This is a genomic window from Flexithrix dorotheae DSM 6795 (assembly GCF_000379765.1).
Classification (GTDB): Bacteria; Bacteroidota; Bacteroidia; order Cytophagales; family Flammeovirgaceae; genus Flexithrix; species Flexithrix dorotheae.
This window is the reverse complement of record NZ_KB903520.1, coordinates 203,387-219,803: the sequence shown is the minus strand read 5'-3', so window position 1 is coordinate 219,803 and position 16,417 is coordinate 203,387. Positions and strand designations below refer to the sequence as shown.

The 16,417-nt window shown below is 37.0% G+C and carries 8 protein-coding genes; 5 read left to right on the top strand and 3 right to left on the bottom strand.

The window, feature by feature from the left end:
- Positions 1 to 35 precede the first annotated feature (35 nt).
- From A3EM_RS0140425 to A3EM_RS0140415, 3 genes are all read right to left on the bottom strand, one after another.
- Positions 36 to 1,775, bottom strand: a complete 1,740-nt coding sequence (locus tag A3EM_RS0140425; RefSeq protein ID WP_020533944.1) for a SulP family inorganic anion transporter — start codon at positions 1,773 to 1,775, stop codon at positions 36 to 38.
- Positions 1,776 to 1,945: 170 nt separating this feature from the next.
- Positions 1,946 to 2,482 carry a GNAT family N-acetyltransferase gene (locus A3EM_RS0140420; RefSeq protein WP_020533943.1) on the bottom strand — a complete coding sequence of 179 codons (537 nt, stop codon included), beginning with the start codon at positions 2,480 to 2,482 and terminating at the stop codon, positions 1,946 to 1,948.
- 58 nt (positions 2,483 to 2,540) lie between these two features.
- The gene (locus tag A3EM_RS0140415; RefSeq protein WP_020533942.1) at positions 2,541 to 3,749 is read right to left on the bottom strand and encodes a GAF domain-containing sensor histidine kinase; all 1,209 of its coding nucleotides are present in this window, start codon (positions 3,747 to 3,749) and stop codon (positions 2,541 to 2,543) included.
- 249 nt (positions 3,750 to 3,998) lie between these two features.
- Here A3EM_RS0140415 and A3EM_RS0140410 point away from each other — a divergent pair, with 249 nt between their 5' ends.
- The 5 genes from A3EM_RS0140410 (at position 3,999) to A3EM_RS0140390 (ending at position 16,398) form a co-directional block, all read left to right on the top strand.
- On the top strand, positions 3,999 to 6,380 hold the full coding sequence (locus A3EM_RS0140410; protein WP_020533941.1) for an ABC transporter permease: 2,382 nt from the start codon (positions 3,999 to 4,001) through the stop codon (positions 6,378 to 6,380).
- Positions 6,381 to 6,420: 40 nt separating this feature from the next.
- The gene (locus tag A3EM_RS0140405) at positions 6,421 to 8,928 is read left to right on the top strand and encodes an ABC transporter permease (protein ID WP_020533940.1); all 2,508 of its coding nucleotides are present in this window, start codon (positions 6,421 to 6,423) and stop codon (positions 8,926 to 8,928) included.
- 122 nt (positions 8,929 to 9,050) lie between these two features.
- Positions 9,051 to 11,477: an ABC transporter permease gene (locus A3EM_RS0140400; RefSeq protein ID WP_020533939.1), complete on the top strand. Its 2,427-nt coding sequence runs from the start codon at positions 9,051 to 9,053 to the stop codon at positions 11,475 to 11,477.
- A gap of 36 nt (positions 11,478 to 11,513) precedes the next feature.
- The gene (locus A3EM_RS0140395; RefSeq protein ID WP_020533938.1) at positions 11,514 to 13,931 is read left to right on the top strand and encodes an ABC transporter permease; all 2,418 of its coding nucleotides are present in this window, start codon (positions 11,514 to 11,516) and stop codon (positions 13,929 to 13,931) included.
- Between the two features lie 37 nt (positions 13,932 to 13,968).
- Positions 13,969 to 16,398, top strand: a complete 2,430-nt coding sequence (locus A3EM_RS0140390; RefSeq protein ID WP_020533937.1) for an ABC transporter permease — start codon at positions 13,969 to 13,971, stop codon at positions 16,396 to 16,398.
- Positions 16,399 to 16,417: the final 19 nt, after the last annotated feature.

Sequence of the window (16,417 nt, the reverse complement as noted above, 5' to 3'; positions counted from 1 at the left end):
TAAAAGTTTATGGTGTTAGTATTAAATATTTTAGTTTAAATATCCTTTCCATTCCCCACATTGGTCTGGATGGCATTTTCATCAATTGTGTTTTGCTCTTTGGCCTTGTGTTTTTCAAAAAACTTTACCGCTTCCTCTACATCCATAAAAAACTTTTCCCGACCAAATTCATCAATCAGGTTATTTTGGAAAAAGGTATCGCGAACCGGGCCAATTACTCCCGAAAAGTAAAAATCTATTCCCGCTTTTTGGTAATTGATTACCATCTGGTGCAATTCCTGAAAGGCTGTAGTATCTATAGAATTGATGGCATCTGCATTTAAGATTATCACTTTTAGTTTATCCCCTTTTTCTTTTACCAGTTCTTCTATTTTATCTTTAAAATAATTGATATTGGCAAAATAAAGCTGGGCATCAAACCTGATAATGAGCATTTCTTCCGGCTGTCTGGCTTTGGGAAACCTTTGAACATTTCTATAAAAATTTGTGCCTTCAATTTTCCCCAGGGAGGCCATGTGCGGATAAACACTGTGGTAAATCACCAATCCCAGAGATAAAAAGATTCCCAAAACAATTCCCTCCTGTATGCCAAATCCCAAAGTGGAAATGAAAGTAATAAGCATTAAAATAAAATCCCTTTTGTCTGTTCGCCATAAGTTTTTGATATAACCTACATCAATCAACCCCACTACAGCGACCATGATAATTGCGGCCAAAATGGCTTTGGGCAGATAATAAAAATAGGGTGTTAACACAAAAAGGGTAAGTGCAATTAAGGAGGCACTAAATAATGCGGCCACACTGGTTTTGGCTCCAGCCTGAATATTTACAGCTGTTCTGGCAAATCCCGAAGACACCGGAAAACTCTGAAATAAAGACCCAATAAAATTCGCTGAGCCCAAAGCGATTAATTCCTGGTTGGCCCGGACCTTATTTTTGTTGGTAGCCATAGCTTTTCCAATGGCCGTGGCCTCCATAAATCCAATTAGAGCCAGTCCGAATGCAGTGGGCAATAATTCGGTTACGTTATGAAAGCTAAAATTCGGGAAGGAAAAATCGGGAAGGCCTTTGGGAATAGAACCCACTATTTGAACGCCCTGCTGATCAAAATCGAAAAAGCTTACCACCAAAATGCTTAAAATCACCACCATCAGAGAAGCTGGAATGTCCTTATTCCACCAGCCTAAGATTTTGATGAGTAAAATAGCCGAAATGCCCAGCAACAAAGTTGGAAAATGAATGAGCTGAATGGATAGGTAAAAATCAATTAAGATGTGATGTAAATAAGAATCCCTGGCCAGTTTAATCCCCGTGATATTTCCCAGTTGGTTTAGCCCAATGATAAAAGCCGCAGCAAAAGTAAATCCACTAATCACTGGTTTAGAAAGGAAATTCACCAAAAAGCCCAGTCTAAATACTCCAAAAAGAAACTGGATTAAACCAATTAATCCGGCAAGCAAAATAGCCAGCTCGATATATTCAGCTGTTCCGGCTACCGCAAAAGCTGAAACTCCGGCAGCCACCAAAAGAGAATCCATGGCTACCGCCCCTATGGCCAGTTGACCGGAAGTACCTAAAATGGCATAAATGAGTTGGGGAAACAATGCCGCATATAAGCCATAAACCGGAGGTAATCCGGCCACTATGGCGTAAGCCATTCCCTGTGGGATTAGCATCACCCCAACCGTTAAACCAGCTGAAATATCACCGGGCAAATCTTGTTTTTTATACCCCGGAAGCCACTCTAAAATGGGAATATATTTTTTGATTCTCATCCTTCCCAAATTTACCGGAGATATTGAAAAAAGGAAGTAATTTTCAGATTAAAATAAGGAAAAATTACAGGATGAATACAGCCCTTACTCATTGCTCTTTACTTATCGATATTTTTTTTCTGGATCTCCAAAAAGTGTTATAATTCTAAAATTTTATCTTTTGAAAAGTCTTATTTATGGAAACTTTTTTTCATCATCCAATCGATCTGGTCCTCATCCCCAATTCGGAAAATATGTTCCCCAAATTTTTTAAATCCCATTTTTTCATAAAACCTAATTGCTTTAGGATTCTTCTCCCAAACTCCCAACCAAAGAAAATCGAAATTATTTGTTATTCCGAACTCCAAAATAAAATCAATCATTTTCTGACCGAATCCTTTTCCTTGATGGTTTTTTAATACATATATCCGCTCCAACTCCAGGGCATTTCCGGAAAGAGACTCCGTCTGTGCATCGCCCCAGTTTAATTTAAAATATCCTACCTTTTTATCTCCTTCCTTTAAAAAGAAAAAGACTGATGACGGATTCTCCAGTTCCCTGCTCAATTGCGTTTCATTAAATTGACGCTCCAGATAATTGCGGAAATTCCCGGGCTCATTGAGATGGGCATAGGTGGCTTTAAATGTTTCTAATGCGATTTCCTGAAGTTGGGGGAGTTGGGGAATTTTTACCTGTAAAATCTGGTATTTGGTAGTTTTGAATTCCATTGGCTGAAAAAAGAAATTTGATACTAATTTTTAGGAGAAGAAGATAAAATTAAAAAAATCACCTGCCAATTGAAAACTCAAACCTGGAACCCTCACCTACTGTGGATGAAACCGAAATCTGCCCGTTTTGTCTTTCCACCAGTTTTTTTACGGTAGATAGGCCAACCCCTGTGCCCAGATTTCCAAACCGGTCTTTTTTCGAAAGGTGTTTAAATAACTCAAAAATTTCTTCCTGATCCTCCTTACTAATGCCCATACCATTATCTGCCACCGAAAAATAATAAAACTTTTCATCCTGCCTGAAGGCTAATTTTATCTGAATATTTTCCTTTTCATTATACTTAATGCCATTCCCAATCAGGTTCATTAAGATTTGTTCTAAAGCCGTTTTATTAATTTTCAGCTGATGCTTTTCAGGAGTAAACTCAAACTGACAGGATTCACCATTTTCATTTTTAAAAAACTCAATAATTTCCATGAAAAAATCAGGTAATTCAATATCATCTTTGTGGTCTATTAAAATTTTATCTCCACTATAATAATTTAAAATACCATCTACCAGCGCTTTTAGTTTGAGAGAAGATCGGTTAATCAAATCAATAACCTGGTTTCCTTTTGCATCCAATATTTTACCATAATCCATCTTGGCAACATTGGTAAGTCCTATAATCTGGGAAAGCGGAGACTTAATGTCATGGGAAACCACGTAGGCAAAATCCAACAAGTTATTATTCCTTTGTTCAAGTTCCTTTTTAGTTGTTTCAAGTGCCAGATTAGATTTTCTCAGTTCCAGCAAATTCACTACCTGATCAGCCAAAGCCTTCAAAGCTTCCAGCTGATCCTGGTTCACTTCCCTGGGATTATTATCAATAATACAAAGGGTACCTAATGGAAATCCCTCTGGGGTAATTAAAGGGACTCCGGCATAAAATATCACATGGGGTTCTCCGGTTACAAGCGGGTTTTCCGCAAATCTTTTATCCTTTCTGGAATCCGGGACAACTAAAATTTCATCGGGTTTGAGGATGGCATGGGCGCAAAAAGCCTGTTCTCTGGGAGTTTCAGAAGCCCCCAACCCATGATGAGACTTAAACCATTGACGCTTAGGGTCAATAAAACTAACCAGGGAAATAGGAGTCTGGCAGATATAAGAGGCCAGTTTTGTAATATCATCAAATTCCTTCTCAGGTAAAGTATCCAGAATATTGTATTTGTTTAAAGCCTTTAGTCTTTCTTCCTCATTCCTGGGTTTTGCTGGTTTTTTCATTAGACTGGATATTCGATTTAAAAAATCAGGATTGTTGGTTTTTTATTAAAATTAATACTTTATTTCTGTAATTCTATTTGGCCTTGTCTATTTCCAATTAAATTGTGTATCATATCCAAACAAATGACTGTATCATTTTCGATACACTTTTTGGTATTTAAAACCATTAAAGCACTCGCAAAATACTGATTTACAAAAAGTTATAATTCTGGTATTCTAATTGAAAACTATTTTTGAAAAATCATTGATATGCTAAAAAATTTATTAAAAATAGCTTTACGGAATATCTTGCGAAATAAAAGCCATACGGCCATAAATCTGGCCGGTCTGGCACTTGGAATTACCGCCTGTATTATAATTTTTTTATTAACCAGTTTTTTATTGAGCTACAACACTCACCACGAAAATTATGACAGAATTTATCGGGTGCTGAACGAATCCAAAAAAGGAGGTAACCCTGATTATACCCCCGGAGTTCCCCTCCCTCTTCCGGCTGCCATGGAATTGGAATTTCCCGAAATCGAGGAAGTTAATTTTATTTCCTACAAGAGATCTGGAAAAATTAGTATCATAGAAGACGGAGAGGAAAAGTTAATAGAGGAAAGAGGAAGAATGGCCTATACCCTACCCAATTACTTTAAAGTTTTTACCAGAAAAATTCTTTATGGAAACACTGAAAACTTACTAGGAGAACCTAATTCTATCGTACTTTCTAAAAAAAGTGCATTGAAATATTTTGGGAAGGAAAATGCTGTTGGGGAAATCTTAAAATTGGATAAAAAATATGATTTGAAAGTTACAGGAGTAATGGAAGACTTCCCGAATAACAGTGATTTTCCATTCGATTTGTTGATTTCCTTTTCCACTGTGAGGCAGGATAGAGAGATGGAAGAATGGGGAAGTGTATGGAGTGGTGACCAATGCTATATTTTATTGCCAGAAAATTATGATCCGGTAAACATCAACAACCGATTTCCGCAGTTCGTAAAAAAGTATTATAAAGATCACCAGTATAAGGAGGAAACTCATTACCTGCAACCTTTGAGCGAATTGCATTTTAATGAAAATTTTTCAAATTTCAATTATAATACAGTCAGTAAGGGTAGCATTTATGGCCTTATTATCATAGGCCTTTTCCTGCTGATTACCTCTTCCATCAACTTTATCAACCTAAATACCGCACTTGCCGCAAGGCGATCTAAAGAAGTTGGGGTAAGGAAAGTATTGGGAAGTTCCCGATTGTTATTGCGTTTTCAATTTTTAGCTGAAACAGGGATTATCACTTTCATCGCCCTGGTATTTTCCATGGGTTTTGCCGAATTGTTATTAATTCAGCTCAATGATTTTCTGGGACTTTCACTTTCCATAAGTACCGCCTTCAGTTTTGAATTGTTCTTCTTTTTAACCCTGCTCTGGTTGGGAATTACTTTGCTTTCTGGTTTATATCCTGCTCAGATCATTTCCGGCTTCAATCCTTCTGCAGCCCTGAAAAATGGCATTACTTCTACCCAGATCGGAGGACTTTCTGTAAGGCAATCTCTGGTAATTTTCCAATTCATTATTTCCCAGTTTTTTATCATGGGAACACTGATTGTAAGGGAGCAAATGCAACTGCTCAAGGAAACTCATATTGGTTTTGATCAAGAAGCGCTTGTAAAGGTTAGTCTCCCTGAAAAAGATATTGAAAAAGCTAAAATTCTGAAAAGTAATCTCTTGCAATATCAGGATATTCAGAAAGCTACACTTGCTTATACCCAACCCGCTTCAGGCACTCAATCTGCCAATAGCTTCGAATTTAAAGAAAACCAGATTAAGGGAATGGTAGAAGCAAAATTTGGTGATATCGATTACCTGGCCACCTATAATATTCCTCTTATAGCCGGTGAAAATTTACTTCCCAGCGATACCGTTTCCAGTTGTCTGGTAAATGAAAAATTTGTCAGGCTGATTGGATTAAAAAGCCCTGAAGAAGCTATTGGTAAATTTGTAGATTTTGGAGGAGAAATACCCATTAGAGGTGTAGTGAAAGATTTCCATACCACTTCCCTTCTGGAAGCCAAGGAGCCTCTTCTCATTACTTCAGAGGGTTCACAATACCAAATGATTGGCATAAAACTGAAAAGCAGGGATATGCTGGGGACAATGGAATCCATAGAAAAAGAATGGAAAAAGCTATATCCCGGGGAAACTTTTCACTATTCATTTCTGGATGATGATATTGCCGGATTTTATGAAGGAGAGGAAAAGATGATGGCGATTTTAAATGTGGTTGCTTTTATTGCCATTTTTATTGGAATGCTGGGACTTTTTGGGTTGATATCCTACCTTACCGAACTAAAAACTAAGGAGATAGGCATTCGGAAAGTTTTAGGAGCATCCCTGATGGGAATTCTTATTTTACTCACAAAGGGCTATTCTAAACTGATAATAATTGCCTTTTGTATTTCCATACCGCTGGCTTACTTCGGATTTTCCAAATGGCTGGACAATTATCCATACAAAATTGATTTGAGTATTGGTATTTTTCTCCTCGGGGGTTTAATTACTTTTCTGATTGCAGGTTTAACTTCAGGTTTTAAAACCATAAAAGCTGCAATTGTCAATCCAGTAGATTCCCTCAGATCTGAGTAATGCATTCTATTAAAATATTGACTAAAAAACTAGAAATAATATGCTGAAAAATCTTTGGAAAATTGCCATTAGAAATATCATTAAGCAAAAGTTTTATTCCATAATCAACATTGTGGGACTGGCCATAGGAATAGCCTGCACCTTAATTGTAATGATTTATGTAAGTGATGAATTAAGTTATGACCGATTTCATCAGGATGCAGAACGCATTTACCGAATAGATCAAACCAATATTTGGGGAAATAATGAGGATCATCTAGGCTCTACCGGACCGGCAGTGGCCGAAGGATTAATTGCCGAAATCCCGGAATTTGAGGAAGTCACCAGAATTTATACTCCTTTCAATGCTCTGGTTGTCAGCTACACGGATGGGGAAGATCACACAAAATCTTTTAATGAAGCTTATTTACTGGGAGGGGATCCAAATTTTTTCAATGTATTTTCTTTTGAATTTATGGAAGGTAACCCGGCCACAGCACTACAGGAACAAAACACGGTAGTACTTACCAAAGAAGCCGCTGAAAAATATTTTGGCAAGGCCACTTCCCCAATGGGCAGGGTACTTCAGGTCAATTCCGGTAGTGAGAAAATAAACCTGAAAGTCACCGGAGTAATTGAAAATATTCCCAAAACTTCCCATTTTAAGTTTAATTTACTGGCTTCCAGCTATTCATTCCCCCATTTTCGGGAAATGGAATGGAGCTGGATCTGGACACAGGTAGTGACTTACGTGAAAGTTAAGCCAAATACCAATATTGCTGCCATTGAAGCCAAACTTCCAGAGGTTCCGAGAAAGTATGCAGGAGGAACTATGGAACGGGTTTACGGCTATTCTTATGAAGATTATGAAAAGAAAGGCAAGAAATGGGAATTATTCCTGCTTCCAATTACAGATATTCATCTATTTTCCAATGGGGTCTATAATCGCTTAGGCCCCATAAGCGATATCAAATATGTCTATGTTTTTTCTTCCATCGGGATATTTATTTTGATGCTGGCCTCTATAAACTTCATGAATTTATCTACAGCCAAATCTTCAGGAAGGGCTAAGGAAGTAGGTGTAAGGAAAGTTTTAGGATCTGGAAAAAAATTATTGATTTATCAGTTTTTAATTGAATCCACTTTGCTTTGTTTGCTTTCCTTGATCCTTGCCCTTGGACTGGCAGAAATATTCAGGCTTCCTTTTAATCAGGTTACCGGAAAGCAAATTGACCTGGAAATTATTTTTAATCCAGTATGGCTGATTGGGATTTTCATTTTTACGATTATTCTGGGAATCATTTCCGGAAGTTATCCGGCATTTTTCCTTACCAGATTTAAGCCGGTAGAAGTAATGAAAAATAAAATCGGGAAAGAGCCAAAAAATTCTTTTGGCGGACTAAGAAACCTGTTGGTAATATTTCAATTTTCCATTTCCATTACCCTGATTATCTGCACCTTGTTTGTGTACAACCAATTGGAATACACCCGAAATAAGGATTTGGGATTTAATAAGGAAAACCTTCTCATTATTTCCAACCTGGACAAACTTGGCGCAAATCAGGAATATTATAAACAAGCCATTCTAAAACAATCAAGAGTTGAAAACTGCGCTTTTTCCAATGCTACTCCCCCATTTATTTACTTTGAAGATCACTACAAAGCATACGGAGTAGAAATGGCCGAAATTCCAATCAACGGGCTTCTAACCGATGAGGATTATATTTCCACACTTGGGCTGGAATTACTTGCGGGCAATACTTTTGGGAATGGAAATGAGAGCGATTTTGGCAAGGTAATTCTAAACGAAACTGCAGTGAAGGAACTGGGCTGGAGCATTGATCCTGACAGTCCTGACTTTGCAATTGGTCAGATTTTACATTATCCGGGAGGAGAAAATTCAACTTATGAAGTCTGTGGTATCCTGAAAAATTTCAACTTTCAATCCCTGCATAATAATGTGAGTGCCCTGGTTGTATTTCACAAGAACAACCCACATTGGAACCAGTATAATTTCGGAGGCTATTTATCTATCCGTTTGGATGACACCGAAATTACCACCAATGATATTGCTGAAACCATTGCTTATGCCAAATCAGAATGGAATAAATTGAGCCCGGGAATGCCTTTTGAATACCGTTTTCTGGATGATGCCTTTGATACCACCTTCAAATCGGAAGAGCAATTGGGAAAAGGATTTGGCCTGCTCACCTTTCTGGCTATTTTTATTGCCTGTCTTGGTTTGTTTGGACTGGCAGCATTCACCGCAGAACAAAGGACAAAGGAAATTGGCATCCGAAAAGTATTAGGAGCATCCGTTCCCAATCTGGTTTTTCTAATTTCCAATGAATTTACCAAACTCATCGGAATCGCTTTATTCATAGCCATTCCCGTTTCGTGGTGGATGGTAGATGGCTGGTTGGGAAACTTTGCCTATAGAATTGCCATATCATGGGAAGTATTTTTGGTTTCCGGTATTATTTCAATATTAGTTGCCTGGTTCACTGTAAGTTACCAATCCATAAAAGCCGCCATCATGAACCCGACAAAATCTTTAAGATCGGAATAAAAATTTAAATTCAATATTTGGACAAAATCAAATTCATTCAATTGTACTATAACTAATTGACAATCAGATGATATTTCTAATTAAAAATTATTACTGATACTCACTTTCAAAAAGAAGATAAAATGCTAAGCTATTTCTTTAAAATTTCGGTAAGAAACATTTTACGTAACAAGGTACATTCTATAATCAACATTCTGGGATTAGCATTGGGAATTACCTGTTCACTTGTCATATTTTTGGTTGTCAATCATGAATTTAGTTATGATCAGTTTCACACCAAAAAAGACCGAATTTTCAGGGTAACTACCCTCCCGGTTTTTGGGGAAGAAACATTCTATAATCCCGGGACTCCCTTTCCTGTAACAGAAGCTTTAAGAAACAATTTCCCGGAAATTGAGCAGATAAGTCCCGTAGTGATGGGCAGAGAGGAAATCAGAATTAAGCAAATCGATAAAATTAGCGGAGTAGAGGATGAAGAAATTTTCTATAGGGATAATGATATTCTTGGGGTTGATTCAACTTTTTTCAAAATATTCGACTGGAAATGGATTTCCGGATCACCCGGAACTGCATTTAAGAATAAGCATGCAATAGTTTTATCCGAAAAACTGGCAGACAAGTTTTTTAGAGGAGATGCTTTGGGCAAGACCCTCACACTAAACGGTACAGACCTTTCTGTGGTAGGAATTGTTGAAAATCCTCATCCACATACAAGTGTAAGTGCACTGGCTTTTGTTCCTTCAGAAATTTATAGTTTTGACGTTTCCAAGAATCCCGACTGGGGTAGCGTATCCAGTGGTTATCAAAATTTTATACTCCTTAAAGAAAGCAGCCTCTCAGAACAATCAATTGCTAAAATTGAAAAGCAGCTTACCGGTTTACTCAAAGCAAATACGGATAAAGACTATATTGACAATTGGTCTTTGGAATTACAATCCCTAACCAGTTTTCATTTTGATAAAAATTATTTCCCAATTAATAGCAATAAGGGAGATTTGAATACCCTTTGGGCTTTATTTTTTGTAGGTATTTTTATCTTGCTTATCGCCAGCATAAATTATATTAACCTATCCACTGCTTTGGTAGTGAACAGATCAAAAGAAGTGGGAGTAAGGAAAGTTTTAGGCAGCTCCAGAAAAAAGCTTATTTTATTTTTTCTAATGGAAACCTCCATAATTGTCAGTTTTTCCCTGCTCTTTGCCCTTGGACTTACTGAACTTTCATTGATCAAATTAAAAGATTTTATAAATATTGATTTTGAAGGCAGTTTATTAAGAGAAGCCATTACGGGTGATTGGAGATTGTATCTGTTTATTTTTGGAATCTTAGGAACGACCACCTTACTATCAGGATTTTACCCGGCTTTTGTACTATCCGGCTACGCTCCGGTTATGGCATTAAAAAACAAGTTTTCCAATAATACTTCCGGCCTGAAACTAAGACGCTCCTTAGTCATTTTCCAGTTCCTGATTACCCAGGTTTTAATTATAGCCACTTTAGTGGTAATGGAACAATTATCATTTTTCAAATCCAAAGATTTAGGATTTAATACGAATGCTATCATTACTTTCAGACAACCCTTTGGAGAGGAACTTAAAAGTGAGGCTATTCAGCAGGAAATGCTAAAAATTCCAGGAATCAAAAAAGTTGGTTTTTCAGCCTCCCCTCCTATTTCCGGCTCTAGGTCAACCAGAGATATCAGTTATGGAAATGACAGTTTAAAAGCTGAAAATATGATCGACATCAAATATGTGGATAAAGATTATTTTGAGGTCTTTCATTTCAATCTTTTGGGGGGAAAGTTCCCGGAACGGAATGATACAACCAAAGCTGTTGTCAATGAAAGTTTTATAAAAAAATACGGATTTACCTCTTCCATTGATATCATTGGGGAATCTTTTAATTATAGTGATGAACAAGCTGTCCAAATTGTTGGAGTGATTGAAAATTTTCACATGCAATCCTTCCATACCCAGATCAATCCTTTAATGATGGTGTTTGATCCGGAAATTCGGTATACCGTAAATGCTCAGGTGGAGATGGCGGGGATAGAAAAAACCTTAGCAGAAATAGAAAAAATCTTTAGAGATACTTATCCCGGCAAGGAATTTAAATACAGTTTCCTTGATGAAGACATCAGGAATTTTTATAACAATGAAGAACGCGTACTAAGGTTACTCAACCTCTTTGCCGGCATTGCCATTTTCATTGGCTGTCTTGGGCTTTATGGACTGGTTTCTTTTATGGCTATCCAGAAAACCAAGGAAGTGGGCATTCGAAAAGTGCTGGGCGCTTCCATTTCAGGAATTGTATTGCTTTTCTCCAAAGAATTTGTGCGGCTGGTTTTAATTGCCACTATCCTTGCTGCACCAATCGGCTATTTTATGATGAATGAATGGCTGGCTACTTTTAATTATAAAATTGAATTAGGTCCGAAGATTTTCCTCCTTTCAGGACTAATGGCGGTGGTTATCGCCCTTATTACCATTAGCTACCAGGCGATAAAAACTGCTGTGCGTAATCCGGTGAATTCTTTAAGATCGGAATAGGAAAATTGAAAATTAATTTTTAAAAAGTTAATTAAAATGTTACGCTATTTAATTAAAATTTCCATCAGAAATCTATTGCGCAATAAGGTGCATGCTATCATTAATATTCTTGGTTTAGCGCTGGGAATCACCTGTGCTTTGCTCATTTTCCTGGTAATCAACCATGAGTTTAGTTACGATCAGTTTCATACTCATAAAGACCGAATCTTCCGGGTAACTACTATTCATGAGGATTCCTATAATTCTGGGACTCCATTTCCTGTAACAGAAGCTTTAAAGACAAACTTTTCTGAAATTGAAAAGATCAGTCCGGTAATAGAGTGTCCGGGTGAAATCACTATAAATAAAACAGACAAGGCAACCGGAGCCACCAATATAAAAAGATTCCATAGGGATAATAATATACTCTGCGTGGAGCCTTCATTTTTCGAAATTATTGATTGGGAATGGGTTTCAGGGTCACCATTACAGTCTCTAAAAAACAAAAACTCCATAGTACTATCCGAAAAGCTTGCTGCTAAATTCTTCGAAGGGGAAGCTTTGGGTAAGGAACTTACATTGGATAAAAGAGATGTCCTTACGGTTACAGGAATTGTAAAAGACCCTCCACAGCGTTCCAGCATCAAAGCCTTGGCTTTTGTACCTGTAGCATTGAAATTGAAAAATTATGAAGGAAATGGAGAATGGAACCATGTAACCAGTTTTTACCAAAATTTCATTTTAATTAATAAAAACAACCGCTCGGAAAAGACAATTGCCAAAATCGAGAAACAGCTAACAAACTCACTCATTGAAAATACAAAGGATGAGGAAGCAAAAAAATGGAGGTTTGAATTGCAATCAATTAACGATTTCCATCTGGGGGACCATTATTATCCTTTATTCAGCAGAAAAGGTGAAAGGAAAACCCTTTATTCCATATTATGCATCGGCATTTTTATCCTTTTGATTGCCTGCATTAACTACATTAATCTTTCTACCGCTTTGGTGGTGAAGCGTTCAAGAGAGGTAGGAATAAGAAAAGTTTTAGGAAGTTCAAGACAAAAATTAATTGGATTTTTCTTAATTGAAACTGCCATACTGGTAGGAAGTGCTTTTGTTGTAGCCCTTGGCCTTACTGAACTCGCACTAATCAAAATAAATGATTTCATTTACCTTGAGTTTGAAGGGAGTTTATTAAGAGAGGCATTAAAAAATGATCATTTAATTTATACCTTTATTATTGGAGTCTTAAGCATCATAACCCTTTTATCAGGACTTTATCCCTCTTTGGTGTTATCCGGGTATTCTCCGGTTTTAGCACTAAAAAACAAGTTTACAAACAATGATTCTGGCCTAAAGTTAAGAAGAGCACTGGTAGTTTTTCAATTCCTCATTACGCAGGTGCTTATCATAGGAACACTTGTGGTAATGGAACAACTCTCCTTCTTCAAAGAAAAGGAACTGGGATTTAATCGAGAGGCTATATTTACCTTCACTCAACCCTATGGTGAAGATTTCAAAAATGATTATCTCAAAGAAAAAATCGGGCAAATGCCAGAGGTAGCTCAGATCAGTTTTTCTTCAGCCCCTCCATTATCTGGAATACTAATAAGCGATAAAATCAACTTAGCGATTGACGACCAAATCATTGACAAGGAAGTGGTAAAAATTTTTGCCAATGGAGACTATTTCCAAACCTACGATTTCAAGGTTTTGGCAGGAAAAGTTTATCAGGGGAATGACACCACAAAAGCAGTAGTTAATGAGACTTTTATCAGGGAGTTAGGAATAGAAAACCCCAATGAAATAATTGGTAAGACCTTCAATTACAGAAAGAAAAAAAACATAGAAATTTGTGGAGTTTTAGCCGATTTTCATCACCTTTCTTTCTATTCTAAAATTAATCCCGTGATAGTAATGCCGGATCAAAATCGACAACGGGTTTTTAATTCAAAAATAGCCTTCGCAGATATTGAACAAAATATCGCTACCATTGAAAAAATTTTTAATGAAACCTATCCGGGAAAAGAGTTCAGGTATGGTTTTCTGGATGAAAATATCCAAATGTTTTACCGCTCGGAAGAACGCCTTTTCCGACTTTTCAACTTGTTCGCAGGTATTGCCATTTTCATTGGCTGTCTTGGGCTTTATGGACTGGTTTCTTTTATGGCTATCCAGAAAACCAAGGAAGTGGGCATTCGAAAAGTGCTGGGCGCTTCCATTTCAGGAATTGTATTGCTTTTCTCCAAAGAATTTGTGCGGCTGGTTTTAATTGCCACTATTCTTGCCGCTCCAATTGGCTATTTTATGATGAAGGAATGGCTGGCTACTTTTAATTATAAAATTGAATTAGGTCCGAAGATTTTCCTCCTTTCAGGACTAATGGCGGTGGTTATCGCCCTTATTACCATTAGCTACCAGGCGATAAAAGCTGCTGTGCGTAATCCGGTGAATTCTTTAAGATCGGAATAGGGGAAAACATTTTCATTAATCCAATAAACCTCATAAAATGTTCAGATATTTTTTTAGATCGGCCATAAGAAACTTAGTAAAAAACAAAGCCACCTCAATTATTAATTGCCTTGGATTGAGCCTTGGCATCGCATGTTGCCTGATCATTTTTTTGGTGATAAAAAATGAAAGCAATTTCGATAAATTCCATTCTGACAGTGAAAGAATTTACAGGATAACCCGGGTGACCACAAATGTAAATCAAAGTCCTGAACCAGAATACAGAACAGGAATTTCCTTCCCTTTTCCCAATATTTTGGAAAAAGAATTACCACAGGCGGAAAAAGTTACGGCACTTTATAACAGAGGTGAGATACTTTTAAAATCTTTCCCTGAAGAAAGTGAACCCAGATTATTTAAGCAAAATGGGTTTACTTTTCTTGAACCAGATTTTTTTGAAGTGCTGGATTTTGCCCATCCTGATTTTAGGTGGTTAAGTGGAAATCCTAAGTTGGCCCTTGCTGAGCCAAATTCGGTAATCATTACCCAATCCCTGGCTGAGAAAACCTATTCTTCTATTGATGTGTTAGGGAAATCCATTCTCATCAATAACGACTGGCAATGTAAAATCACAGGAGTTATTTCAGACTTTCCAGCCAATTCAGATTTCCAGTTTCATATTATGGCTTCACTTTCCACATTAAGAGATGGGAAAAATAGCTGGATGGATGAATGGTATGCATTAAGCGGAAATTACCAGTGCTTTTTAAAACTTCATGAAGAAGCTGATGTACAGACCACCGAAGAGAAAATCAAACAAATTCATTCCAGATTTGTGTCTAAAAAAATAGCTGAAGAAAGAATATATCATTTGCAACCCTTATCAGAAATGCACCATGATACCAGATTTAGCAATTTCAATAAAGTAGTGAGTAAAGAAACGCTTATGGGATTAAGCCTTATTGGTTTATTATTACTCATTACTTCAGGAATAAATTTCAGCAACCTTTCCACAGCCCAATCACTTATTCGTTCGAAGGAAATTGGCATCAGAAAAGTATTGGGAAGTTCCCGGATAAACTTAATTCTGCAATTTCTGGGTGAAACTTATATGCTCACCATCATTGCAGCAATAATTGGAGTAGGTTTGGCCGAACTATCCCTGCTCAAATTTCATGATTTGTTATCCATCAACAACTCTGCTATTTTCCCCTTAAACCTTGAATTGGCTTCATTTCTTTTGGTGCTTTGCCTAAGCATTGGGCTAATTGCCGGAATTTACCCCGCTTTTGTAATTTCCGGATTTCATCCCATTAATGCCATAAAGCAAAAACTGGCAAGTGGAAATACCGGAAAAATCCGTTTCAGCAAAGGCCTGGTTTTATTACAATTTGTAATTACCCAGCTCATGATTATTGGTACTATTGTCATTTTTTCACAATTACAATACCTGCAAACCAAGGATTTAGGATTTCAGAAAGAGGCCATCATTACAGTGGGTATCCCGGAAACGGAAGCCAGACTCAGAAATGATTTTTTGGGTAAAATATCCAATCTTGCCCCTATAGAAAAAATCACATTTAGCTCTCACAATCCCATGTCCGGAAGAAATAATTGGATTGATATTATTGATCCGCTCAGCGAAAAAGAATCAATTGTAACGCTTGACAAAAGTGTAGATGAAAATTATTTTGAAACATTTGATCTGGAAATCATCAGGGGAAGGTCATTCAACGCTACAGATTCTTCCTTTTATATTATTTTAAATGAGGAATTGGTCAAAAAATTAGCGTTGGATATAGATGAAGCCATCGGAAAGGAAATGGAAATTGCCGGGAACAAAAAAATTATTATTGGTGTCGTCAGAGACTTCAATACTTTTCCCCTCCACGAAAACCTTGATCCGGTTGTTTTTTCCAAAAGACCAGCAGATTATAACATCGTAAATTTAAAAATTAACCCCGGTTTATTTTCTGATAAAAATGGAATTTCCCATACCATGGAAAAGGTTGAAAAGGCCTGGAAGGAAAACTATCCCGATTATTTTTTCGAGTATAAATTTTATGATGATGCCATTGCCCAATTCTATGAGGAAGAGAAAAGAATCAGTACCCTTTTTAATCTTTTCTCCTTTATTACCGTTTTTATTTCCTGCCTTGGTTTGTATGGATTAACCATTTTTATTTCTATTCAGAGAACAAAAGAAGTTGGAATAAGAAAAGTATTGGGCGCCTCTATTTCTGACTTGATCCTGTTGCTGTCAAAAAACTTCACCTTATTAGTAGTGATGGCTTTTTTAATAGCCGCACCAATAGGCTGGTTTTTCTCAGAAAGATGGCTGGAAAACTTTGCCTATAGCATTAACCTGAATTTATGGATTTTCATGGTGGCCATTTCAGCAGCACTTTTCATTGCCTGTTCCACAGTAGCTTACCAGGCCATCAAAACAGCCCTAATCAATCCGGTTAATTCTTTGCGCTCTGAGTGAGAAATGAGTTTTGGTATAA